The 22,830-nt window shown below is 73.6% G+C and carries 19 protein-coding genes, 1 tRNA gene and 1 pseudogene; 12 read left to right on the forward strand and 9 right to left on the reverse strand.

The window, feature by feature from the left end; translation table 11 throughout:
* Positions 1–53: 53 nt before the first annotated feature.
* The 3 genes from ACIQWR_RS35350 to ACIQWR_RS35360 are packed head-to-tail and all read left to right on the forward strand — an operon-like array spanning position 54 to position 2,648.
* Positions 54–542, forward strand: a complete 489-nt coding sequence (locus ACIQWR_RS35350) for a SigE family RNA polymerase sigma factor (RefSeq protein WP_404018326.1) — start codon at positions 54–56, stop codon at positions 540–542.
* Complete coding sequence (locus ACIQWR_RS35355; RefSeq protein ID WP_404018329.1) at positions 535–1,158, forward strand: hypothetical protein; 624 nt, start codon at positions 535–537, stop codon at positions 1,156–1,158. The genes ACIQWR_RS35350 and ACIQWR_RS35355 overlap by 8 nt, the downstream gene beginning before the upstream one ends.
* A complete protein-coding gene (locus tag ACIQWR_RS35360; protein WP_404018331.1) occupies positions 1,155–2,648 on the forward strand; it encodes a DUF2079 domain-containing protein in 1,494 nt (497 codons plus the stop codon). Before ACIQWR_RS35355 ends, ACIQWR_RS35360 begins: the two co-directional genes overlap by 4 nt.
* A 144-nt stretch (positions 2,649–2,792) precedes the next feature.
* On the opposite strand, the gene ACIQWR_RS35365 is transcribed toward ACIQWR_RS35360, so the two are convergent.
* On the reverse strand, positions 2,793–5,369 hold the full coding sequence (locus tag ACIQWR_RS35365; protein ID WP_404018333.1) for an ABC transporter permease: 2,577 nt from the start codon (positions 5,367–5,369) through the stop codon (positions 2,793–2,795).
* Entirely contained in the window at positions 5,366–6,154 is a 789-nt protein-coding gene (locus ACIQWR_RS35370; protein ID WP_404018336.1) for an ABC transporter ATP-binding protein, read from the reverse strand. The genes ACIQWR_RS35365 and ACIQWR_RS35370 overlap by 4 nt, the downstream gene beginning before the upstream one ends.
* Before the next feature lie 341 nt (positions 6,155–6,495).
* Between ACIQWR_RS35370 and ACIQWR_RS35375 the strand changes: the two genes are divergently transcribed.
* Together ACIQWR_RS35375 and ACIQWR_RS35380 are read left to right on the forward strand one after the other, a co-directional pair.
* On the forward strand, positions 6,496–8,121 hold the full coding sequence (locus tag ACIQWR_RS35375; protein WP_404018338.1) for an MDR family MFS transporter: 1,626 nt from the start codon (positions 6,496–6,498) through the stop codon (positions 8,119–8,121).
* Positions 8,122–8,226: 105 nt separating this feature from the next.
* Positions 8,227–9,222 carry a hypothetical protein gene (locus ACIQWR_RS35380; protein ID WP_404018339.1) on the forward strand — a complete coding sequence of 332 codons (996 nt, stop codon included), beginning with the start codon at positions 8,227–8,229 and terminating at the stop codon, positions 9,220–9,222.
* A gap of 86 nt (positions 9,223–9,308) precedes the next feature.
* Here the strand turns inward: ACIQWR_RS35380 and ACIQWR_RS35385 are convergent.
* Positions 9,309–9,640, reverse strand: a pseudogene (locus ACIQWR_RS35385) (MerR family DNA-binding transcriptional regulator).
* A gap of 101 nt (positions 9,641–9,741) precedes the next feature.
* Here ACIQWR_RS35385 and ACIQWR_RS35390 point away from each other — a divergent pair.
* Entirely contained in the window at positions 9,742–10,452 is a 711-nt protein-coding gene (locus ACIQWR_RS35390) for an SDR family oxidoreductase (protein ID WP_404018342.1), read from the forward strand.
* Positions 10,453–10,495: 43 nt separating this feature from the next.
* Here the strand turns inward: ACIQWR_RS35390 and ACIQWR_RS35395 are convergent, their stop codons facing one another.
* Positions 10,496–11,062: a CGNR zinc finger domain-containing protein gene (locus ACIQWR_RS35395; protein WP_404018345.1), complete on the reverse strand. Its 567-nt coding sequence runs from the start codon at positions 11,060–11,062 to the stop codon at positions 10,496–10,498.
* A gap of 95 nt (positions 11,063–11,157) precedes the next feature.
* Between ACIQWR_RS35395 and ACIQWR_RS35400 the strand changes: the two genes are divergently transcribed.
* The gene (locus tag ACIQWR_RS35400; protein ID WP_404018347.1) at positions 11,158–12,087 is read left to right on the forward strand and encodes an alpha/beta fold hydrolase; all 930 of its coding nucleotides are present in this window, start codon (positions 11,158–11,160) and stop codon (positions 12,085–12,087) included.
* Positions 12,088–12,117: 30 nt separating this feature from the next.
* Here ACIQWR_RS35400 and ACIQWR_RS35405 read toward each other — a convergent pair whose 3' ends face one another.
* The 3 genes from ACIQWR_RS35405 to ACIQWR_RS35415 all read right to left on the reverse strand — a co-directional run bounded on the left by ACIQWR_RS35405 (position 12,118) and on the right by ACIQWR_RS35415 (position 16,600).
* The gene (locus ACIQWR_RS35405; RefSeq protein WP_404018349.1) at positions 12,118–12,999 is read right to left on the reverse strand and encodes a cellulose-binding protein; all 882 of its coding nucleotides are present in this window, start codon (positions 12,997–12,999) and stop codon (positions 12,118–12,120) included.
* Positions 13,000–13,248: 249 nt separating this feature from the next.
* A complete protein-coding gene (locus tag ACIQWR_RS35410) occupies positions 13,249–15,609 on the reverse strand; it encodes an SUKH-4 family immunity protein (protein WP_404018351.1) in 2,361 nt (786 codons plus the stop codon).
* A 7-nt stretch (positions 15,610–15,616) separates the two neighbouring features.
* Positions 15,617–16,600, reverse strand: coding sequence for an SMI1/KNR4 family protein (locus ACIQWR_RS35415; RefSeq protein ID WP_404018354.1), 984 nt, complete (start codon positions 16,598–16,600; stop codon positions 15,617–15,619).
* A 252-nt stretch (positions 16,601–16,852) separates the two neighbouring features.
* On the opposite strand from ACIQWR_RS35415, the gene ACIQWR_RS35420 reads away from it, so the two are divergent.
* Together ACIQWR_RS35420 and ACIQWR_RS35425 are read left to right on the forward strand one after the other, a co-directional pair.
* On the forward strand, positions 16,853–17,440 hold the full coding sequence (locus ACIQWR_RS35420; protein WP_404018356.1) for a YwqJ-related putative deaminase: 588 nt from the start codon (positions 16,853–16,855) through the stop codon (positions 17,438–17,440).
* Between the two features lie 10 nt (positions 17,441–17,450).
* Entirely contained in the window at positions 17,451–17,957 is a 507-nt protein-coding gene (locus tag ACIQWR_RS35425) for an SUKH-3 domain-containing protein (RefSeq protein WP_404018358.1), read from the forward strand.
* A gap of 5 nt (positions 17,958–17,962) precedes the next feature.
* On the opposite strand, the gene ACIQWR_RS35430 is transcribed toward ACIQWR_RS35425, so the two are convergent.
* Both ACIQWR_RS35430 and ACIQWR_RS35435 read right to left on the reverse strand, forming a co-directional pair.
* On the reverse strand, positions 17,963–18,502 hold the full coding sequence (locus ACIQWR_RS35430; protein ID WP_404018361.1) for a hypothetical protein: 540 nt from the start codon (positions 18,500–18,502) through the stop codon (positions 17,963–17,965).
* Positions 18,499–19,812 carry a sensor histidine kinase gene (locus ACIQWR_RS35435; protein WP_404018363.1) on the reverse strand — a complete coding sequence of 438 codons (1,314 nt, stop codon included), beginning with the start codon at positions 19,810–19,812 and terminating at the stop codon, positions 18,499–18,501. Before ACIQWR_RS35435 ends, ACIQWR_RS35430 begins: the two co-directional genes overlap by 4 nt.
* 205 nt (positions 19,813–20,017) lie before the next feature.
* Here ACIQWR_RS35435 and ACIQWR_RS35440 point away from each other — a divergent pair.
* The 3 genes from ACIQWR_RS35440 to ACIQWR_RS35450 all read left to right on the forward strand — a co-directional run bounded on the left by ACIQWR_RS35440 (position 20,018) and on the right by ACIQWR_RS35450 (position 22,762).
* Positions 20,018–20,089: transfer RNA gene (locus ACIQWR_RS35440), tRNA-Gln, on the forward strand.
* Between the two features lie 111 nt (positions 20,090–20,200).
* Positions 20,201–21,649 (forward strand): bifunctional UDP-N-acetylglucosamine diphosphorylase/glucosamine-1-phosphate N-acetyltransferase GlmU, encoded by a 1,449-nt coding sequence (gene glmU, locus ACIQWR_RS35445; protein WP_404018365.1) that lies wholly within the window; start codon positions 20,201–20,203, stop codon positions 21,647–21,649.
* 135 nt (positions 21,650–21,784) lie between these two features.
* On the forward strand, positions 21,785–22,762 hold the full coding sequence (locus ACIQWR_RS35450) for a ribose-phosphate diphosphokinase (RefSeq protein ID WP_112451977.1): 978 nt from the start codon (positions 21,785–21,787) through the stop codon (positions 22,760–22,762).
* Positions 22,763–22,830 lie beyond the last annotated feature (68 nt).

A 22,830-nucleotide genomic window follows, 5' to 3' on the forward strand; every position in this document is an offset into this window, starting at 1 on the left:
GACGGGGGGCCGGGGCGTATACCCATCGAAATCTGTCCAGCACCGGGAGCCGCATGACCGTCGAGGAGTTCGAGGAGTTCTACGCGCACTCCGTGAAACACCTGGTGGGACAGGTCTATCTGATGATCGGCGACCTGCACGAGGCGCAGGACGTGGTGCAGGAGGCCTTCGTACGGGCCTGGGCCAGGAGGTCCCGGCTCTCCCGGGACGCCGGGCCCGAGGCCTGGATCCGCACGGTGGCCTGGCGGCTCGCCGTGAGCCGCTGGCGCCGGCGCGGGCGGGCCGCCGAGGCCTGGCGGCGCCACGGCGCCCCGGCACCGGCCGCCTCCGATTCACCCGATCCCGCGACGGTGGCGCTCGTCGGCGCCCTGCGCACGCTGCCCGAGCGGCAGCGGCGGGTGGCCGTCCTCTTCTACGTCTGCGACCTGTCCGTGCAGCAGGTGGCCGCCGAGACCGGCATCGCGGAGGGCACCGTCAAGACCCACCTGTCCCGGGCGCGCGCCGCGCTCCGGCCGCACTTCGAGGAGGCGCGCGGTGAGTGATTCCCCGGAGCCCCAGGAACCGCTCGGCTACGAGGGCCCGCCCGGCTACGAGGACCCGCTCGGCTACGACGACCTGCTCGGCGACGCGTTCAAGCGGGCCGCCGGGGAGGGCGGTGGCCGGGTGCTGCCCGCCCCGGTCGCACTGGTCGAGGAGCGCGGGACCCGGCGCAGACGGCGCCGGCTGGCGGCCGTGTCCGCCTGCGCGGTGTGCCTGCTGGGCGCGGGCGGCGCCTTCGCCGCCGTCGGCCTCGGTACGGGCCCCGGGCAGCGGGAGGTGCCGCCGGCCGCGCCCTCCGCGCCCCGGATCAGCGGGCCGCACGCCGACCGGTCCGGGCCGCAGGGCCTGACCCCGTCGACCGCGGTCGGGTCGGTGTTCCCCTCGGGCCCGCCCTGGAGCGGCGGCCCGGGATCCGGGTCCGCCCTCCCCGGCACCGCTCCCGGCACCGGCGACGGGGCGGGGATCACCGTGACCCCCTCGGCCCCGGACCCGGGAACCAGCGCCTCCGGGGACCAGGGGATCACCCCGAGCCCCGGACCCGGGCGCTCGGGCTCCCCCGGGCCCTCCAGGTCACCGGGTGGCTCCGGCGGCCCGGTCAGCGAAAGCCCGCGCCGGTGACCGCGCTGTACGCCCCGGGCCGGGCCCGGGGCGACGCCGTACTGACGCCCCCCGCGCCGCCCGCTCCCGCTCCCGCGCCCGCGCCCGGCGGCGCTGCGGGAGCGGGTCCCGGGTCGGCGCACCGGCCGCCGGGGCACTGGGCCCCGTACCTCCTGGCCGCGGTCCTCTTCGCCCTCTACGCGCTGCTCTCGGTGCTGCGCTTCGAGCGCCTGGAGACCATGTCCTGGGACCTCGGGATATTCGAGCAGGCGGTCCGCTCCTACGCGCACCTGCGCGCGCCCGTCGTCGACCTCAAGGGGCCGGGCACCAACGTCCTGGGCGACCACTTCAGCCCGGTCACCGCGCTGCTGGCGCCCTTCTACCGGCTCTTCCCGACCCCGGTCACCCTGCTCGTCGCGCAGGCCGCGCTCTTCGCCCTCTCGGCCGTGCCCGTCGCCCGGGCCGGGGTCCGGCTGCTGGGGCGGGCGCGCGGGCTCGCCGTCGGGGCGGCGTACGGCCTGTCCTGGGGGATGCAGCGGGCCGTCGAATTCGACTTCCACGAGATCTGCTTCGCGGTCCCGCTGATCGCCTTCGCCCTGGAGGCGCTGCTGCGGCGGCGCTGGCGGGCGGCCCTGCTGTGGGGGCTGCCTCTGGTGCTGGTCAAGGAGGACCTCGGGTTCACCCTCGCCGCGCTGGCCTGCGTGGTGGGTTGGCGGGCCCGGGCGGCGGGCGATGCGCGCGCGGTCCGGCTCGCCGCCCTCACCGCCGCCTTCGGGACCGCCGCGAGCGTCCTGGTCTTCACCGTGGTCATCCCCGCCTTCAACACGGCCGGCGGCTACGACTACTGGGCCAAGATGACCGCCGGGACCCCCGAGGCGGCCCTGACGGACGGCCTCGGCGTCAAACTCGCCACCCTGGCCTGGCTGCTGGTCCCCACCACCGGGCTGCTCGCGCCGCGCTCACCGTTGCTGCTGGTGGCCGTGCCCACCCTCGGCTGGCGGTTCCTCTCCGGTGAGCCGCACTACTGGTCCACCGACTGGCACTACAGCGCCGTCCTGATGCCGGTCCTCGCGCTGGCCCTCGCCGACGCGGTGGACCGCGCCCGGCGCTCGCCGCGGCCGTGGCTGCGGGCGTACGCCCTGCAACTGCCCTCCGCCGTGCTGGCCACCGCCCTCGCGCTCAGCGTGACCACGCTGCCGCTGGCCCGGCTCGCCGAGCCGGGGACGTACCGGATCCCGGACCGGGTCGCGGCGGCCGAGCGGCTGTTCGCGGGGATCCCGGACGGGGCGAGCGTGGAGGCGGACGTCGCGCCGATCGCCCGACTGACCTCGCGCTGCCGGGTCTTCTGGATCGGCGGCACCCGTGGGCTCGTGCCCGACTGGATCGTCTTCGCGGACGCGCCCGGTAACACCGGCGACCCCCGCGCCGAGGCCCACCGCCTGCACCCGGGCGCGGAGTTCGTCCGCACGGACGAGGCGGGCGGCTTCGTCCTGCTGCGGCGGGTCCGGTAGCCCTCCGGGGGCGCCTCAAACGCCGGCGGGGCTGGATTTTCCAGCCTCGCCCGGGGGCCCCTCCCAGCGGTAGCTGGGGGAGTTTGAGGCGCGGGGTCTGGGGCGGAGCCCCAGGGGCCGGACCCCGAACCGGCCGCTACGCGGTCACTCGCTGCCGATCGCGTTCAGGACGTTCATCCGGCCCGCCCGGAAGGCCGGGACCAGCGCGGCGAACAGGCCCACGAAGGCCGATCCGGCGAAGACGCCCAGGATCGTCGGCCACGGGATCTCCAGGACCTTCAGGCCCTGGAGCGCCAGCAGTTGCTGACCGGCGATGCCCCAACCCATGCCCAGGCCGAGGCCGAGCAGGGCGCCGAAGAGGGCGATGACCACCGACTCCAGCCGGATCATGCGGCGCAACTGGCGGCGGGAGAGGCCGATGGCGCGCATCAGGCCGATCTCGCGGGTCCGCTCGACCACCGAGAGGGCCAGGGTGTTCACCACGCCCAGCACCGCCACGATGATCGCGAGGGCGAGCAGGCCGTAGACGATGTTGAGCAGCTGGCCGACCTGGTCCTTGAGGCTCTTCTTGTAGTCGGCCTGGTTGCGCACGTCGTACTGCGGGTACGCGGCCATCGCGTCCTTCATGGCGCTGTAGGCGGCGTCCTGCTTGCCGTCCTCGGCCTTGGCGAACATGATCAGGTTCTGCGGCATCTTGTCGGCCGGCACGTACTGGGCGGCCGTCGTGATGCTGGTGTACATCGCGCCCCGGTCGATGCTGCCCTCGTCCGAGGTGATGGCCCCGACCTTGAGCTTGGCGCTCGATCCGGCCTTGAAGGCGACCGTCAGCTCGTCACCGAGCTTCAGACCGTGTTCCTTCGCGTAGCCCTCGCCGACCGACAGGGCGTTCTTGGCGTACGCGCCCGCCAGCTCGCCGGAGACGGTCTTCTTGCGCACGTCCTGGGCGTAGGTCGGGTCGGCGGCGGACAGCGTCTTGTCCTCGGCCTTGCCGTCCGGCGTGGTGATCTTCGCGTCGAGGACCTTGTACGCGGTGACGTGGTCGATGTCGGGGACGGAGCGCAGCGCCTGGTCGGCCTGCGGGAGCACCGGCTGGCCGTTCTGCGACTGGATGATGAAGTCCGCCCCGACCGAGCGGTCGAGCTCGTCGGTGGCGGAGGCCACCATCGAGGAGCCGACCACCGACAGGCAGGCCACCAGGGCCAGGCCGATCATCAGCGCGGCGGCGGTGGCGCCCGTACGGCGCGGATTGCGCAGCGCGTTGCGCTCGGCGAGCCGGCCGACCGAACCGAAGGGCCGCAGCACCGCGCCGGCCAGCACCTTGACCACGCCGCCGGCCAGCAGCGGGCCGATCACGATGAAGCCGATCAGGGTGAGGACCACGCCCAGGCCCAGCCACAGCGATCCGGTGGTCGCCTTGGTGGCGCCCGCGGCGGCGAACAGGGCGGCGCCGCCGGTGCCGGTGAGGACGAGGCCGATGACCGCGCGGACCACGCCCGCCTTGCGGTCGCCGGGGGTGCCGGCGTCGCGCAGGGCGGCCATCGGGGAGACCTTGCCGGCCCGCCGGGCCGGGAGGTAGGCGGAGACGACGGTGACGATGACCCCGAGCAGGATGCCGAGGACCGGGGTGGTCCACAGCACGGTCAGGTCGTCGGTGGACAGGTGCATCCCCATCTGACCCATGAGCTTCATCAGCCCCACGGCCAGGCCGACGCCCGCGCCGACGCCGAGCACCGAGCCGACCACGCCGAGCAGCAGGGCCTCGACCAGGACGGAGCGGTTGACCTGCCCGCGGTCGGCGCCGATGGCGCGCATCAGGCCGATCTCCCGGGTGCGCTGGGCGACCAGCATCGAGAAGGTGTTGAAGATCAGGAAGATGCCGACGAGGAAGGCGATCCCGGCGAAGGCGAGCATCGCGTACTTCATGACGTCGAGGAAGGAACCGACGTCCTTGCGGCCCGCGTCCGCGGACTCCTTGGCGGTCTGCAGCTTGTAGGTGCCCGCGCCGGTGGCGGCGGCGATGTTCTTCTTCAGCTGGTCGTCGCTCACGCCGTCCTTGGCGACGACGTTGACGTGGGTGAAGGAGCCGGGGGCACCGAGCAGGACCTGCTGGGCGGTGGGGGTGTCGAAGTAGACGACGGCCGCACCCGGGTTGGTCACCGTGAAGGTGGCGATGCCGGTGATCTTCGCGCGCAGGTCACCGGTGAGGGCGATCGTGCGCAGCTCGTCCCCGAGCGCGAGGTGGTGCTTCTTCGCCGTGTCGGCGTCGACCATCACCTCGGTGGGCCCGCGCGGCGCGTGCCCGGAGCTGATCTTCATGGACTTGAGCTCGTTGTCGTTCCAGCTGCCCGCGATGGTCGGGGCGCCGGTCGTCGAGCCCATGTTCTCGTTCTTGGCGTTGACCACGGTCACGGCCATCGAGATGACGCCGCCCTCGGCGGACTTGACGCCCTCGACCTTCTTGACCTGGTCGACGACCGAACCGGCGAGCGCGTCGGGGCGGCCGCGCTGCTGGGTCTCGCCCTCGTCCGCGGCCTCCTTGGGGGTGACCGTGACATCGGCGCTGGTGACCCCGAACAGCTTGTCGAAGGTCGCGTTCATCGTGTCGGTGAAGACGAGCGTGCCGCAGACGAAGGCGACGGAGAGCAGCACGGCTATCGCCGAGAGCGCCATCCGGCCCTTGTGCGCGGCGAAGTTGCGCAGCGAGGTCTTCATGACGGTCATGACGTCCGCCCGCGCGCGTCGAAGTCCTTCATGCGGTCCAGCACCGACTCGGCGGTCGGGTCGAACATCTCGTCCACGATCCGGCCGTCGGCGAGGTAGAGCACCCGGTCCGCGTAGGACGCGGCGACCGGGTCGTGGGTGACCATGACGATCGTCTGGCCCAGGTCGTCGACCGAGCGGCGCAGGAAGCCGAGGACCTCGGCGCCCGCCCGCGAGTCCAGGTTGCCGGTCGGCTCGTCGCCGAAGATGATCTCGGGGCGGGCGGCCAGGGCGCGCGCCACGGCCACGCGCTGCTGCTGGCCGCCGGACAGCTGGGTCGGGCGGTGCTTGAGGCGCCCGGCCAGACCCACGGTCTCCACGACCCGGTTCAGCCACTCCGCGTCGGGCTTGCGGCCCGCGATGTCCATCGGGAGCGTGATGTTCTCCAGCGCGTTCAGCGTCGGGAGCAGGTTGAACGCCTGGAAGATGAAGCCGATCCGGTCCCGGCGCAGCTGGGTGAGCTTCTTGTCCTTCAGCCCGGTGATCTCGGTGTCGGCGAGGTGGATCTGCCCGCTGCTCACGGTGTCGAGACCGGCCAGGCAGTGCATCAGCGTCGACTTGCCGGAGCCCGACGGACCCATGATGGCGGTGAAGCGGCTGCGGTGGATGTCCACGTCGACGCCGTCGAGGGCGACGACCCGGGTCTCGCCCGTGCCGTAGGCCTTGACGACCTGCCGAGCTCGCGCCGCGACGGCCACATGCCCTCCAGCTCCCCCGTGCCGGGTATCGGTCAGTGCGGTTGTCACGGCGTTCTCCTTGATTTCCGGACCGGTTCCCGGCCCGCGTCGAAGTCTGTGCGGCGGTGGCGGGCGGCGCCCTGGTGCCAGTGGCCGAATGCTTACGGGGGCCAGCCCCACCCCCGTGGGAGCGGCCCCGTGCGGGCCGCCCCCCGCGGCCCGTAGGAACCAGTTAAGAAGCCGGGGGGACTTTCGGCCTCCTCCGTCGGGACGAAAGGCCTCTGCTCCTTACTGGGGAGCAGCCCCTAGGGGATGTCCACCCTGCGGGCGAGGGGCCCTGGGGGATACCGCCGGTAGGACCGCGGTGAGATGGTGTTCTCCGCCGATGCGTGCACAGTGAAGGGATCTTGGTGACTACGGGGGAAGCGGGAACCGGGGCGGAAGCGGCCACCAGCGCGGACACGGGCGGGACGGACGGCGCGCGCGCCCGACCCCGTACCGCCGTGGTCGCCGCACTGATGCTGACGATGGGTCTGGTCGCCCTCGACAGCACGATCGTGGCCACCGCCGTCCCGCAGATCGTCGGCGACCTCGGCGGCTTCTCCGTCTTCTCCTGGCTCTTCTCCGGCTACCTGCTCGCCGTCACCGTCTCGCTGCCCGTGTACGGGAAGCTGTCCGACACCTTCGGCCGCAAGCCCGTGCTGCTCTTCGGCGTGGCCCTCTTCCTGATCGGCTCGCTGCTGTGCGCGGCCGCCTGGAACATGGCCGCGCTGATCGCCTTCCGCATCGTCCAGGGGCTGGGCGGCGGCGCCCTCCAGGGCACGGTGCAGACCCTGGCCGCCGACCTGTACCCGCTCAAGGAGCGGCCGCGGATCCAGTCCCGGATGTCCACCGTGTGGGCCACCTCCTCCGTCGCCGGCCCCGCGGTCGGCGGGCTGCTCGCCGCCTACGCGGACTGGCGCTGGATCTTCCTGATCAACCTGCCGCTCGGCGGGCTGGCGCTGTGGCTGATCGTCCGGCACCTGGCCGAGCCGGTACGGACCGCGGGCGCCCGGGGCCGGATCGACTGGGCGGGCGCGCTGGCCGTGTTCGCCTGCGGCGGGCTGCTGCTCTTCGCACTGGTCCAGGGCGGGGTCGCCTGGCCCTGGCTGTCCGCGCCCTCGCTGGGCCTGCTGGCCGGGAGCGCGGCGCTGGCCGCGGTGGTGGTCTGGGTGGAGCGCAGGGCCGAGGAACCGATACTGCCGGGGTGGGTGTGGCGCCGGCGCACCATCGCCGCCGTCAATCTCGCCATGGCCGCGCTGGGGCTGCTGATGGTGGCCCCGATGGTGTTCATGCCGACGTACGCGCAGTCCGTCCTCGGCCTCGGGCCCATCGGCGCCGGGTTCGTCATGTCGGCGATGACGCTGAGCTGGCCGATATCCGCCGCCTTCAGCCAGCACGTCTACCGGCGCATCGGCTTCCGCGACAGCGCCGTCATCGGCATGTCCCTGGCCGCCGCCGTCCTCTTCTCCTTCACCCTGCTCCCGGTGCACGCCCGGCCCTGGCAGCCCGCGCTGGTGATGCTGGCGCTGGGCTGCGCGCTCGGGCTGTTCCAGCTGCCGCTGATGATCGGCGTGCAGTCCACGGTGGGCTGGGCCGAGCGCGGCACCACCACCGCCTCCGTCCTCTTCTCCCGACAGGTCGGCCAGAGCATCGGCGCGGCGCTGCTGGGCGCCGTCGCCAACGCCACCATCGCGGCCCGGCTGGCCGACGCCCCGATGATCGGGCTGCCGGCCCACCTGGACGACGTGTCCAAGGCCCTGGCGGAGCCGGGCGCGCTGCCCGCCGGGGCCGCCGACTACCTGCGGGGCGCGGTGGCCACCGCCGTGGACCACATCTACCTGGGGGCGACCGCGGCCGCGGTGGCCGCGGTACTGGTCCTGCTCCTGCTCGCGCCGCGCCGGTTCCCGGTGCTGACGGAGGCCCAGGAGCGGGCGGACCGGGCGGACCGGATGGACCGGACGGACCGGACGGACCCGGCGGACCCGCAGGGCTGACGGACCGACGATCCGACGATCCGACGCCCCGACGGCGTGGCGCACTTGTCATGGACCCGGCTACGCGGTACACCACGGACGGGGACCGAACTGGGGGAAACGACGATGGCCTGGCTACCCGCTCTACTCACGCTCCTGGCCGCGCTCTGCCTGGCCTACTGGGCCCTGCGCGCCCACCCCGGCCTGGTCACCGGCCGCGACGGCAGGCTGTCCACGTCCAAGACGCTCGCCGCCGCGTGGACCGGGCTGCTCGTGTGGATGCTGATCGTCCTGCTCGGCTACGGGCTCACCCAGGGCATCGGCTGGTTCCGCAGCCCCGAGAACCCCTTCGGCCCCCTGACCGACGTCTACCTGCCGCTGCTCGGGGGCCCGTACCTGGCCCTCATCGGGGCCAAGGGCGTGGTCGGCCTGCGCGTGCAGAACGGGCGGCTCTTCAAGCCGGAGAAGCAGCCCGCCCCCGGTACCCCGGACCCCGGACCCGCCGCGCCCGCGCAGCCGCTGCCGATGGGCGAGCTCGTCTCCAACGACTCCGGCCAGACCGATCTGATGGACCTCCAGTACGTCGCCTTCAGCATCGTCACGATGCTCTACGTCGCCGCCTTCTTCGTGGCCGACGTGGGCGCGGGCCTGCCGAAGCTGCCGTCGGAGATCTGGGCGCTCACCGGCGCCCCGGCCGCGGCCTACCTGCTCAACAAGGTGGCCACCCGCCCCAATCCGGTCATCACCCGCGTCACGCGCGCGGGCGACCTCCTGCGCATCGAGGGCGGCGGCTTCGGCGACGACGCGATGCACGGCCGGGCCAAGGTCACCATCGGCGCGGAGCCCCAGCAGGACGCCGACCTGGGCGCCGACGGCTCACTGACCCTGCTCCGCCCGGCTCCCACCACCGGCCCCGAGGCCCCCTTCACGGTCTACGTGACGGCCCGCGGCCTGCGCAGCGACCCCTACGCCTACGAGCCCCCGGCCCCGACCCCGTTGCCGCCGCCCCCGGCAGCGGACCCGGCAGCGGCCCCGGCCCCGGCGCCCGAGCAGATCGCGACCCCGGCACAGGTCGTGGCCCAGCGCCCCGCCCCGACCGACCGACCGGAGCCGCGGCCTTAGTACGGTCCGGAGACGGACCTGGTGCCCGTGCCGTCTTCGGCGGTACGGGGCAAAATCCTCGGGCTCCAACCCGAGGAGCAGGTGAATCAACGGGGACAGGGCCGGCCCGCGTTCCTGGCCGTGGCAGCCGTAGCAGCCGTGGCAGCCGTGGCAGCCGTGGTGATGATGGCGTCGAGCCGGTCCCGGGTCTTCATCAGCGTGCTGACCTGGGTGTCGATGCGGCCCCGTTCGGCACCCCCGCGGCGTACAGCTGCTGATTCAGTTGGACGCGGTCGACCGCGCTGTCCTGGTACTGCCGCCGGCCGCTGGGGCCGCGCACCGAGGCCAGCAGATGCTGCTCCTCGTAGTAGCGCAGTGCCCGCACGCTCGCGCCCGCCCTGGCGGCCGGCTCACCGATGCGCCTCAACGCCTCCTCCATGACCTGGATCACGTTCCTTGCCTCTCACGTCGACGTCAGGTTTTAGCTTGGGCCGTGAACAGCCCGGACAGGGCTCACCCCACCACCGCCAGGAGACCTCCATGAAGATCAACGGTTCCGTCGCCCTCGTCACCGGCGCCAACCGCGGCATCGGCAGGCACTTCGCCCAACAACTCCTGCAGCGGGGCGCCACCAAGGTCTACGCGACCGCGCGCACCCCCCAGCTCGTCGACCTCCCCGGCCTGGAGGTGCTGAGGCTCGACATCACCGATCCGAAGTCGGTCGCCGAAGCGGCGGCCGCGGCCTCGGACGTCACTCTCCTGATCAACAATGCCGGCGTCTCCACCCGGCAGAACCTCGTCACCGGGGACCCCGAGAAGATCCGACTGGAGATGGAAACCAACTACTTCGGCACCCTCAACGTGGTCCGGGCGTTCGCCCCCGTTCTGGCCGCCAACGGCGGCGGGGCGGTTCTCAACGTCCTGTCGGCGATGTCCTGGCTCTCCTACGACGGGGCCAACGCCTACAGCGCGTCGAAGGCGGCGGCGTGGAGCCTCACCAACGGCATCCGCCTCGAACTCGCGGGCCAGGGGACCACGGTGACGGGCCTGCACATGGCCAGCACCGACACGGACATGATGGCCGGGTGGGACGTGGAGAAGAACGACCCCGCCGACGTCGTACGCACCGCCCTCGACGGCATCGAGGCCGGGAGGATGGAGATCCTCGCCGACGACGACTCCGCCCAGCTCAAGGCCGCCCTGTCCGTCGACCCGAGCGTGCTCTACCCGCAGACGGTCCCCGCCGCCTGACCGCTCAGCGGCCGCCCGACCGCCGCCGAAGGACGTCCGGCGCCTACGCCTCGTCCTTGGCGTGCCGGGCGTAGTAGCGGGCCACCCGGGCCCGGTTGCCGCAGATCCCGGCCACGCACCAGCGCCGCCGCGGGTTCGCGGGGAGGAAGAGCAGCGCGCACTCGGCGCCCTCGCAGCCGCGGACGTCCGCCACCCGGGGGTCGGTCAGCAGGTCCGCCACCGCCCCGGCCAGCTCCGCGGCGAGCCGGCGCGCGGGATCGGCGGCCCGCAGGTGCACGGCCGCGGTGAGCCCCTCCCCCGGCGTCCAGTCGAGTGCGCGGTGGGCCGGGGCCGCGGCCAGGGCCCCGTTCAGGACCCGCAGCGCGCCGGCCGGCGGCCGCTCGTCGTGGCGGACCGCCTCCAGCGCCTCCCGCGCGGCTTCCCGGACCGCGTGGACGGCGCTCGGCTCGGCACCGGTCACCCGGGCGAGCGGGGTCAGCCGTCCCGGCTGCGCCTCCACCCAAGCGGCGAGGGCGGCCGGGTCGGCGATCAGGTCGCCCATGGCCGGGGAGCTGGTGTTGAGGAGGTCCAGGGCGAGCGGCTCGCCGAGGAGCGGGAAGGTCGCGGTCATGCCCCCACCCTACCGCGCTAATGGATGAGATGCCTCTTGACCCATTAGACCCTCGTGGGCAAGACTAATGCCACCAAGCCACGGGGAGGCATGTGATGAGCACTCCGCTCAGCGTTTCGGTTCCGCAGGTGCAGCAGACCCAGCAGACCCAGCAAGCCCAGCAGGTGCAGCAGGTCCGCCACGGGCACGTCGACGTCGAGGGCGTCCGCGTCTTCTACCGCGAGACCGGCCCCGCCGACGGCCCGGTCCTCCTGCTGCTGCACGGCTTCCCGACCGCCTCGCACCAGTTCCGCCGGCTGATGGACGCGCTCGGCACCTCCCACCGCCTGATCGCCCCGGACTACCCCGGCTTCGGGCACACCGAGGCCCCCGAGGGGTTCACCTACACCTTCGACCGGCTCGCCGACATCGTCGAGGGCTTCACCGTGGCCCTCGGCCTCGACCGCTTCGCCCTCTACGTCTTCGACTTCGGCGCCCCGGTCGGCCTGCGGCTCGCCACCCGCGCCCCCGAGCGGATCACCGGCCTCATCGTCCAGAACGGCAACGCCTACGAGGACGGGCTCTCCGACATGGCCCGCGAGTTCTCCGGGCTGCGCCGCGAAGTGCCGGGCAACGAGGAGCAGGTCCGCGGGCTGTTCACGCTCGACGGCACCCGCTTCCAGTACGAGGCGGGCGTCGCCGACACCGCCCTGCTCTCCCCCGACAGCTGGACCCTGGACCAGCACTTCCTGGACCTGCCCGGCCGCGCCGACGCCCAGGCCGACCTCGCCTTCGACTACGGCGACAACATCACCCTGTACCCGGCCTGGCAGGAGTGGCTGCGCACACACCGGCCGCCCACCCTCGTGCTGTGGGGCGCCGGCGACCCCTTCTTCCTGCCGGCGGGCGCCAAGGCGTACGCCCGCGACCTCCCGGACGCCGAGGTCCACGTCTTCGACGGCGCCGGGCACTTCGCCCTGGAGACCCACCTGCCCGAGATCGCCCCGCTGATCGACGGCTTCCTGACCGCCCTGCGGGCCGGCTGACCCCAGCGAACGAGGCCTCCGGCGCGGGCGTCAGCCCTCCGCCGGGGCCCGGCCCGTCAGGGCCGCCAGGCTGGAGCGGACGTGGTTCATGTGGGCCCGCATCTCCTCCTGCGCCGCCTCGTGCTCCCGCAGGATCCGCTCCGTCTCGCGCACCGTGCGCTCCTCCTTCACCCGCGCCCCGCTCAGCAGCTCCGCCGCCCGCGCCTCCGCGTCCTCCTGCCCGTGCCGGGCGGCCTCCTCCTGCTCCGCGGACTCCCGCCGGGCGTCCGCCAGCCGCGCCTGCGCGTACCGCTCCAACTCGGCGTGCCGGGCCTCCAGCTCGGCCTCCCGCGCCGCCAGCTCCCGCTCCGCGGCGTCCCGGCGCTCCACGTGGTCCTGCCCCTGGTCCGCCAGCAGCGCCTCGCAGCGCCGTCGGGTCTGCGTCAGGGTCGCGTGCGCCTGGGTCCGCAGGGCCGTCGCGTCCTGGCGGGCCTCCGCCCGGGCCTCGTCCGCCTCGCGCTGGGCGCGCGCCAGGCCCTGGGTGGCCCGTACCTCCGTCTGGTCCCGCACCGCGTCCGCGTCGTGGCGGGCCAGCTCCGCCGCGCGGTCCGCGTGCGCCTCGGCGGCGCCCTGGATCGCCGACACGTCCGCCCGCGCGTCCGCCCGTACGCTGTCGGCCTCCTCCTGCACCAGTGCCAGGATCCGCCGCGCCCGCTCGCTCAGGTCGTCGTACGTCTGGGGCGCCAGCGAGGCCACCGCCGCGGCCAGTCGCTGCGACTCCTCCTCCAACTGGCGCGCGAGCACCGTCAGCCGGGCCACCCGTTCCCACGCCTCGTCACGGCCGCCGGAGAGCCGGGCGAGGTAGCGGTCCACCTCGTCCGTCCGATAGGCGCGGCCGCGCACGGTCGCGAAGCCCTGAGGTCGCGGTGACATGGGTGCACTCATCCTGAAAGCGCCTCTCTCGCGTGGCGTGCGGCTTGTGGCCGATGCGCGTTGGTTCCTGTCAAGGATGCGTCATTTACGTACAGAAGCGGCAATGGCCGGGCCGGGACCCCGTTCGGGGGTCCCGGCCCGGCCACGCACAAGAGATGCCCACCCGATCTTCGGATCAACCGAGGATCGGTCGATCCTTCGATCGGGTCGTCGGATCGAGCCGTCGGAGCGGGTCGTCGGATCCGTTCGTCAGAGCAAGCCGTCCCACATCTGCTCCAGCAGCACGGACCACCAGTTCTCCGGCGAGGCCAGCGCCGCGCTGTCCAGCGCCGCCAGCTTCATCTGGAAGTCGCTGGTCCAGCGCCCCGCCTGGTCGGGCGTCAGGTGCATGCGCAACCGCCACATGTACCCCAGCATCGCCAGCGAGCGCGCGAACTGCGGCAGGCTCGAATTCACGAACTGCGGCGCCACCGTGCCACCGCCCGGACCCGCCTCGACGGGAACCGCCACGATGTGCGCCGTCCCGTACTGCACGCAGATCGCCTTGCCGAAGTCGCTGCCGACGACCAGGTACGAACCGGCGTCCGGAGCCGGCTGCACCTGCCGCTGCGCGGCCATCTCCGCCAGCGTCGGCACCGGCTGGCCCGGCACCGCCTGCGCCCAGAAGAACGGACCGAAGTCCACCGGCAGGCCCGACCACACCAGCGTCTGCGCCACGATCTCCGGCACGCCCTGACGGGACACCGCGCGCTGCTCGAAGCGGAAGACGCCCTGCGGGCCGAAGGCCTGCGTCAGCTCCGACGCGATCGCCTCCAGCGGGATCGCGGGCTCCAACGGCACCTGCGGCAGCGGCGCGCGCACCGGCGCGGGACGCGCCGGACCGTCCGCCACCTGGTGCAGCTCGCCCTGGTGGGTGAGCAGGTGGCGCATGCCCTGCTGACGGCCCGCGTGGTCCGTGCCGTACGGCGCCACGCTCGTGATCCGCACCTGCGGCCAGGTCTCGCGGATCATCCGTGCGCAGTAACCGCCGGGCAGCTCACAGGACTCCAGCTCGGTGTGCAGCTCCAGGACCTGCTGCGGGGGCACGCCCATCGCGCGCAGCTCGTGCAGGATCTGCCACTCCGGGTGCGGGGTGCCGGGCGCCGAGCGGCGGATGAGCTGCTGCTCGGAGCCGTCCTGGCCGCGGTAGCGCAGGACGGCCTGGTAGCCGGGGCCGACCGTGGGCACCCCGGGCTGCTGCGGCGCGTGCGACTGCGCCTGCGGCGGCTGGGGCGCCTGCGGAACGGGCCCGGGCGGCGCCGGCGGCCGACCCGCGGCGCCCGGACCGGCCAGCATCGTCGCGGCGTGCTGGGCCGCGCCGGCGCCGCCACCGGGCGCACCGGGCGGACCCGGCGGCGCGGGCGGCTGGCTCACGGCAGGACCGGCGAGCATCGTGGCGGCGTGCTGCACCGCGCCGCCGCCCGGGGCGCCGGGCGGACCGGGCGGCGTGGGCGGCTGACCGGCGCCGGGCGCACCCGGAGCACCGGGCGGGCCGGGCGGCGCCGGCGGCTGGCTCACGGCCGGACCGGCCAACATCGTGGCGGCGTACTGGGCCTGGCCTCCCCCACTGCCACCCGGAGCGCCGGGAGCACCGGGCGGGCCGGGCGGCGCGGGCGGCTGGCTCACGGCCGGGCCCGCCAGCATGGTCGCGGCGTACTGCGCCGACCCGCCGGGGGCACCGGGCGGACCAGGCGGCGCGGGCGGCTGACCGGCGCCGGGCGCACCCGGAACGCCGGGCGGACCCGGCGGCACCGACGGCGAGGGCCGGTTCACCCGGGCCTTGCTCGTCGGCGCGTCGGCGATGTCGCTCCCGGGCACGGAGGACGCGGGAGCGGGAGCGGCGGGAACGGGAGCGGGAGCGGGCGGCGCGGCCGGAGCCGCACCCGAGCCCGGCCGCGGACCCGCGCCCAGCGCCGGGGCGATCGCGGTCGCCGGGAGCTGGCTGCCACCCGAGAGGAGCTGCGTCCTCGCCTCCGCCGAGACGGCGGGCACCGGAGCACCCTCCAGGTCCGTCCCGGACAGCGGCGGCGCGAACACCGTCGCGGGCAGCGGCACGGACACGTCGTCCGACCCCGCGTTCACGTCCGTACCGGCCCACGGCGTCTCCCCGACGGGCCGCACGGCGGGCGCGGCCGGCGCCGCGGGGACAACAGGAGCAACAGGAACAGCCGGTGCGGCGGGCGCCTCGGCCCGCGGCGCGATCCCCGCCCGGTCCGCCGCCTCCTGCAACCACTCCGGCGGGCTCAGGATGAAGGACGTCTGCTCCGCGTCGATCCGCTGCGGCGGCACCGACGGTTCCGGCGCCGCCGCCGACACCCCGTACTCCTCCTCGTAGCGCCGGATCACCTCGCCCACCGGCAGTCCCGGCCACAGCGTCGCCTCACCGCTGTCCCGCGCGATCACCAGCCGCTGCCGGCCGCCGGCCGACACCGGGCCGCCCGCCCGGTCCTCGGCCCACACCACGAAGCCGAGGCCGAACTCCCGTACCCGCACCTCGCGCTGCTGGTATCCGGGCACGTCCCCGTTGATCCATTCCTCGGCGCGCTCCTGCGCCTGCGCAAACGTCACCACCGCGCCGTCACCCCTCCACCGTTGCCGGAACCGAACGCGCGAATCCGCCGTCCACCATCAGACCGGCCACCGTCTCCAGCTCCGGCGGGTTGCCCGCCAATCGTTCGAGAAAGGCGTCGAAATCGGTACCGCACGGCAGCAACAGACGCTCCACGCGCTCCTGGACCGACCAGCCGTCCCGGTCGCGCGCGTCGTCGTACGGGGAGAACCACACCGAACCGAGCGCCTCGCCCTTGACCTTCACCGCGATCAGACCGCCCTGTGCGAAGGCCACGCACAGGTAGTCCTTCGTCAGGTGGTCCCGCAGACACTTGTTGACGTACACCAGGTCATTGACCGCCGCCTCCTCGCGCACCGTGAAGAACGGCTGGTCCACCAGCAGCCCCAGGTCCACGTCCAGCCCGGCCCCGACCGGCGCGCAGCCGCCCGCCGCCTTGAGGAACGAGCGGTACGCCTCCGGCAGCCGGTAGCCGAGGTCCTCCTCGACGCCCTGCACCTGCGCCTCGGACACCGACACCACCGACTTCGGCAGCCCCAGGTGCACCGGGCGGACCTCCTGGAGCGCCCGCGTCCCGCGCTTGTCGTGGTCCACCGGCGCCGTCGCCAGACCGGCGTGGTGCCGCAGCAGCGCCTTCACCTCGACCGGGACCAGCTCCAGGCGCCGCGAACGGGCCACGTGGTGCCAGGTCCAGCCGTGCGGGGTCGCCACCGGTCCCACGGTGTCCCACAGCGCGTGCCCCGCCGCGTGCATGGCGGCGTTCGCGGACACGTAGTCCGTCAGCCGCAGCTCGTCCACGCCGAAGCCCTCCGGCGGTTCGGCGATCTCCACCGCCGCCCGCGCGTACCGCGCGAAGTCGGGATGACCGTCCCCACCGATCCGCACTCCCTGGGGATGGCGCGCGGCCCGGACCGGGTCCGGGAAGTGCACGACCTGCCCGGAGTACGCGGCGTTGGGTGGCGCGGCCTGCTGCCCGAGCCGACCTGTCGTCATGGCGGTAGCCCCCTGCTGGATCTGGCTGGTTCAGCACAGCCTAAGCGGTGCGGCAAGACCGGCACCCTCCCCAGGCCGGGCCCCTGAGGGCCGCCCGGGGCCCCCGACCGGGAACATCCGAATTGATACGAATATTCGACCCCGCTTCCGCACCACAGGGGACATTTGACAGGCTGTCCCCGCAGCACGGGGGCGTGCGCGACAGCGGCCCGACAGCGGTCGGCGCCGCGGCCACGGGAGGGAAAGCGCCAGATGCGGAACACGATTGCCAGCACACCGGCCCGCGCGGACCGGCAGAACGGCCCGGCGGGAGACGCACCCGACGGCGCCACCGCCCACGCCACCGGCACCGCGGGCGACCCCAGACTGCGGTGGAGCAGCACCGACGGCCCCGCCGTCCCGGTGCTGCGCTTCCGTCGCGACGGCATCCTCCCCACCATCGCCGCCGCCCTCTCCGTCCGCGGCGAGACCCTGACGGGCACCGCGGGCAAGGGCGACCAGCCACCCGTGCTGCACCCCCTCGTCCAGGACTTCCTCGACACCCTCACGAGTGGCCAGCGCGAACGTTTCACCGGCCGGTGCCCGGAGGCGATCCTGCTCTCGCGCCACCTCGCGGCCGTCGAGGACGGTCGCAGCCGCCGCGCCTCCCGCAAGCCGCTGACCCCGAACGAGGCCCGCCGCTCGCTCAAGCACGCCAGGATCACCGCCAGCCGCATCCGCGAAGCGGGCGACCCCCTGCACGGCAGCTACGCACCCCCGTGCCGCTCCTGCGACGCGATGCTCGCCCACTTCGGCGTCCGGGCCGTCGACCTCACCGCACCCGCCCCCGAGAAGGCCTGACCCCACGCCGATGACCACCTCAGCCTCCTACGACCGCTCCTCGGCGACCCGCTTCCCGCAGGCCGTCGACACCGCGCTGCGCACCGCCGGGTGGCAGCCCGGCCGCTGGGACATCAAACAGGCCGAGTACTGGGCCGACTCCCTGCGCGACCACACCACCCCCGCCGGCCACCGGCACACGGTCTTCCCCGCCGCCGTCGAGGCCTGGGCCGAGTTCGGCGGGCTCACCGTCACCGCCCCCGGGCCCGGCCGGCAGATAGCCCCGACGACCGTCCGCGTCGACCCCCTCACCGGGCTGCACCTCGCCCGCACCTTCGCCGACCTGGGCCGCGCCCTGTCCACCCGGCTCTGCCCCCTCGGCACCGAAGCCGACGGGGCCTCGCACCTCGCCGTCGACTCCGAGGGCCGCGTCTACTGCGTCGACCACACCGGCGACTGGTACCTCGGCGCGACCATCGACGAGGCCCTCACCGCCCTCCTCACCGGCCTCCAACCGACCCGCCTCACGACGGGCTGACGGCCCTAGGGGGTGAGCCCCGGCAGCCGCTCCCCGGCCCGGGGGTAGCGCCCCTCCTCCAGCCGGAAGAGGTAGGCGCGCAGGTCATCGGCCAGCGCCCCGGCGAGGTACGCCCGCGCCCGGGCCACTCCGGCGGCGGCGTCGGCGTTCTGCTCGTCGGTCGCCCGCGCGAAGGCGGCCAGCGAAGCGGTGAGGTCCGCCTCGACCCGCCCCCGGTCCGCCCACCAGCCCCGCACCAGCGCGGGCGTCCACCACCGGTCGCCGTCCCACCCGTACCCGCCGGTGACCTCGACGTCGGCGGCCCGGGCCAGGTCCCGCACCTCGTGCGGGTTCCGCGGCTGCCGGAAGACGTACTCCTCGAAGTACGCGCCCCCGTACATCACGCTCATGGGCGCCTCGATCCGCCCGGTCCAGCAGTTGTCGTTCGTCCGCGTGTAGAACGGCCCCGGCACGTTCAGCGGCACCAGCTCCGCCCAGTGGGCGGCCCCGCTCCCGAAGGACCGCCGCTCGTCCGCCGTCAGCTCCGCCGCCGGATCCCAGCTCATCGCGCCGCCCCCGTCCCCGCGCCGGCCCCCGTGGCCGTGCCGCCCGACCCGCCCGGCAGTACCGCCGACACCCGGAACCCGCCGCCGTCCAGCGGGCCCGAGACGAAGACCCCGCCCAGCGCGAGCACCCGCTCCCGCATCCCCACCAGCCCGTTCCCGCCGCTGGGCAGCCCCGGCTCGGCGGCCTCGCCGTCGCACGGGCCGTTCTCCACCTGCATGGCCACCTCGCCCGCCCGGTGCGCGAGGCGTACGACGACCCGCGCGCCCGGCGCGTGCTTGTGGCAGTTGGTCAGCGCCTCCTGCACCACCCGGTACGCCGTCTGCTCCACCTCGGCCGCGTACCCCGCGGCCGCCCCCGCCGGCTCCCCGTGCACCTCGAAGGCCACCACCATCCCGGCCGCCCGGGACTGCCCGACCAGCGCCTCCAGCTCGCCGAGCGAGGGCCCGTCCTCCGCCGTCCCGGCCGTGGCCAGGACGGTCCGGGCCGGCGCCGGCGCGGTCGAGGAGGCCCGGAGCACCCCGAGCATCTCCCGCAGCTCCGTCAACGCCTGGCGCCCCATGTCACCCACCAGCGCGGCGTTGCGCACCGCCTTCGCCGGGTCCTTCACCGCCACCGCCTCCAGCGCCGCCGCGTGCACCACCATCAGCGACACCCGGTGGGCCACCACGTCGTGCATCTCGCGCGCGATCCGGGTGCGCTCCTCCGTACGCGCCCACTCGGCCCGCTCCTCCGCCCGGTCCGCCAGCAGCGACAGCTCCCGCTCCAGCGAGTCCGCCCGCTCCTGGAGGCTCTCCATCAGCCGCCGCCGGGCCCCCAGGTACAGGCCGAACAGCACCGGCGGCACGGTCAGGGCCACCGCCATGAACACCGACAGCACGACGACGAGGAACCCCTCGCCCTCGACGTCCCCGCGCGTGCGCACATAGGTGACGACGAAGGTCCCCGCCAGCGACATCGACCCCAGTACGACGGTCACCCGGCGCGGCGCCTCGGAGGCCGCCAGCGTGTACAGGCCCACCACGCCCAACAGGAACCCCATCGCCGCCGGTGTGATCGCGATCGCGAGCACCACCACGGCCACGGGCCAGCGCCGGCGCGCCACCAGCGCGCCACCGACCAGGACCCCCAGCAGCACCCCGAGCACCGGGGGCGTCCCGGTCTCGCGCGCGAAGGCGATCCCCTCGAACCCGCACTCGGCGGCGGACAGCACGCCGAGCCCCACGTCCAGCGCGGCCTCCCGTGGCCGCTCCCACCACCACAACGGCCCGTCCCGCCCGGCGCCGCCCCGCTCTTCCCCCGTCAAGGTCATGCGGCCAGCCTACGCACGGGCCCCCGCGCGCACCCGCGCAAATCCCTTCGGGCCCTCCCCGCCGGGTCAGGGGCTCGGGCCCCGGTGCGAACCGGGCTCGAAGTGCTGCCATTTACCGTCGCACGCAGGGCGTCCGGTGCGGCATAGTGGGGGCGGCGCAGATCGGGGCCAAAGCAGGAATGTCCAGGTTTGGGTTGATTAACCATCCCCTGTGGTGTAATTGGCAGCACTGAGGCTTTTGGTGCCTTATGTCCGGGTTCGAGTCCTGGCGGGGGAGCCGCACACGTACGGGTCCTGACCTCCTCGGTCGGGACCCGCGTTCGTTTGGGGCCTCCCACCCCCCGCTATCCTTCGTCGGGTCCAGCACCCGAAGCCGAAGGGCCCATCCGTGAGCGCCAATCGCCCGGCAGCCGTCGTCGTACTCGCAGCGGGGGAAGGCACCCGCATGAAGTCCGCGACCCCCAAGGTTCTGCACGAGATCTGCGGGCGGACCCTCGTCGGTCACGTCGTCGCCGCCTCGCGCGAGCTGGACCCCGCGCACCTGGTCGTGGTCGTCGGCCACGCCCGCGAGCAGGTCACCGCCCACCTCGCCACCGTCGACGCCGCCGTCCGCACCGCCGTCCAGCACGAGCAGAACGGCACCGGGCACGCCGTCCGCATGGGCCTCGAAGAGCTCGGCGGCGAGATCACCGGCACGGTCGTCGTCGTCTGCGGCGACACCCCGCTGCTGACCGGCGAGACCCTGGCCCGGCTGACCGCCACGCACGAGGCCGACGGCAACGCCGTCACCGTGCTGACGGCCGAGGTCCCCGACTCCACCGGCTACGGGCGGATCATCCGCGACGCGGCCACCGGCGCCGTCACCGCCATCGTCGAGCACAAGGACGCCACCGACGCCCAGCGCGCGATCCTGGAGATCAACTCCGGGGTCTTCGCCTTCGACGGGGCGCTGCTCAGCGACGCGCTCGGCAAGGTCCGCACGGACAACAGCCAGGGCGAGGAGTACCTCACCGACGTCCTGGAGATCCTGCGCACGGGCGGGCACCGCGTCGGCGCGGCCATCGGCCCGGACCACCGCGAGATCCTCGGGATCAACAACCGGGTCCAGCTGGCCGAGGCCCGCGCCCTGCTCAACGCACGCCTGCTGGAGCGGGCCATGCTCGCGGGCGTGACGGTGATCGACCCGACCTCCACCTTCGTCGACGTGACCGTGAGCTTCGGCCAGGACGCGATCGTGCACCCGGGAACCCAGCTCCTCGGTGCCACGCACCTCGCGGAGGGCGCCGAGGTCGGCCCGAACACCCGCCTGAAGGACACCACGGTGGGCGCGGGCGCCCGCGTGGACAACACGGTGGCGGACACGGCCGTGATCGGGGCCGCCGCCTCGGTGGGGCCGTTCGCGTACCTGCGTCCGGGCACGAACCTCGGGTTCAAGTCCAAGGCCGGCACGTACGTCGAGATGAAGAACGCCACGATCGGCGAGGGCACCAAGGTGCCGCACCTCTCCTACGTCGGCGACGCGACCATCGGCGAGTACACGAACATCGGCGCCGCGAGCGTCTTCGTGAACTACGACGGCGAACACAAGCACCACACGGTCGTCGGCTCACACTGCAAGACGGGCTCCGACAACATGTTTGTGGCTCCCGTCACCATCGGGGACGGCGCCTACACGGCGGCCGGATCGGTGATCACGAAGGACGTTCCGCCCGGCGCACTGGCCGTGGCCCGTGGCCAGCAGCGGAATATCGAGGGCTGGGTGGCCCGCAAGCGTCCGGGAAGCGCCGCGGCTCAGGCGGCAACGTCGGGGGCCCAGGAGGGCTCCGACAAGGCCTGAGGGTGAACTGACCGGAAACAGGTGCGCCCGTGACGGCGTACCGTGATAGGTGCACGCAATTCGGCTGGCTCACCGTGTGCGGGACGGACGCACATGGGGGCGAGCAGCTTTCAACACGTCTGAGGAGACTGTGCTGTGACCGGGATCAAGACGACCGGCGAGAAGAAGCTGATGCTCTTCTCCGGCCGCGCCCACCCCGAGCTGGCCGAGGAGGTCGCGCACCAGCTCGGTGTCGGTCTCGTGCCGACCAAGGCTTTCGACTTCGCGAACGGCGAGATCTACGTCCGCTTCCAGGAGTCGGCTCGTGGCGCGGACTGCTTCCTGATCCAGAGCCACACGGCTCCGATCAACAAGTGGATCATGGAGCAGCTGATCATGATCGACGCGCTGAAGCGCGCGTCGGCCCGCTCGATCACCGTGATCGTGCCGTCCTACGGCTACGCCCGTCAGGACAAGAAGCACAAGGGCCGCGAGCCGATCTCGGCCCGCCTGGTCGCGGACCTGCTGAAGACCGCGGGCGCCGACCGGATCCTCACGGTCGACCTGCACACCGACCAGATCCAGGGCTTCTTCGACGGCCCGGTCGACCATCTCTCCGCCCTGTCGGTCCTCGCGGACTACGTCGGCGCCAAGGTGGACCGTTCCAAGCTGACGATCGTCTCGCCGGACGCCGGCCGCGTGCGCGTCGCCGACCGCTGGTGCGACCGCCTCGACGCGCCGCTGGCGATCGTGCACAAGCGCCGCGACAAGGACGTCGCCAACCAGGTGACCGTCCACGAGGTCGTCGGTGAGGTCAAGGGCCGCGTCTGCGTCCTGGTCGACGACATGATCGACACCGGTGGCACCATCTGCGCCGCCGCCGACGCGCTCTTCGCGCACGGCGCGGAGGACGTCATCGTGACGGCCACGCACGGCATCCTGTCGGGCCCGGCCGCGGACCGTCTGAAGAACTCGAAGGTCAGCGAGTTCGTGTTCACGAACACGCTGCCGGACCCCTCGGACCTGGAGCTGGACAAGATCACGGTGCTGTCCATCGCCCCGATGATCGCCCGCGCCGTGCGCGAGGTCTTCGAGGACGGCTCGGTCACCAGCCTGTTCGAAGAGCAGCAGTAAGCAGCAGCGGTACGGAGCAGCGGTAGGCGGCAACAGTCGCCGCAGCTGATCCTTTTGGGTCACGGCCT

Origin of the sequence: Streptomyces sp. NPDC098789, assembly GCF_044759975.1 — a bacterium.
Classification (GTDB): domain Bacteria; phylum Actinomycetota; class Actinomycetes; order Streptomycetales; family Streptomycetaceae; genus Streptomyces.

Coding starts and splice junctions, on each gene's coding strand:
- ACIQWR_RS35435 (WP_404018363.1), bottom strand. CDS start 19,812: ATGACCTTGACGGGGGAAGAGCGGGGCGGCGCCGGGCGGGACGGGCCG.
- ACIQWR_RS35420 (WP_404018356.1), top strand. CDS start 16,853: ATGCGGAACACGATTGCCAGCACACCGGCCCGCGCGGACCGGCAGAAC.
- ACIQWR_RS35405 (WP_404018349.1), bottom strand. CDS start 12,999: ATGTCACCGCGACCTCAGGGCTTCGCGACCGTGCGCGGCCGCGCCTAT.
- ACIQWR_RS35395 (WP_404018345.1), bottom strand. CDS start 11,062: ATGACCGCGACCTTCCCGCTCCTCGGCGAGCCGCTCGCCCTGGACCTC.
- ACIQWR_RS35390 (WP_404018342.1), top strand. CDS start 9,742: ATGAAGATCAACGGTTCCGTCGCCCTCGTCACCGGCGCCAACCGCGGC.
- ACIQWR_RS35430 (WP_404018361.1), bottom strand. CDS start 18,502: ATGAGCTGGGATCCGGCGGCGGAGCTGACGGCGGACGAGCGGCGGTCC.
- ACIQWR_RS35365 (WP_404018333.1), bottom strand. CDS start 5,369: ATGACCGTCATGAAGACCTCGCTGCGCAACTTCGCCGCGCACAAGGGC.
- ACIQWR_RS35380 (WP_404018339.1), top strand. CDS start 8,227: ATGGCCTGGCTACCCGCTCTACTCACGCTCCTGGCCGCGCTCTGCCTG.
- ACIQWR_RS35350 (WP_404018326.1), top strand. CDS start 54: ATGACCGTCGAGGAGTTCGAGGAGTTCTACGCGCACTCCGTGAAACAC.
- ACIQWR_RS35415 (WP_404018354.1), bottom strand. CDS start 16,600: ATGACGACAGGTCGGCTCGGGCAGCAGGCCGCGCCACCCAACGCCGCG.
- ACIQWR_RS35425 (WP_404018358.1), top strand. CDS start 17,451: ATGACCACCTCAGCCTCCTACGACCGCTCCTCGGCGACCCGCTTCCCG.
- ACIQWR_RS35400 (WP_404018347.1), top strand. CDS start 11,158: ATGAGCACTCCGCTCAGCGTTTCGGTTCCGCAGGTGCAGCAGACCCAG.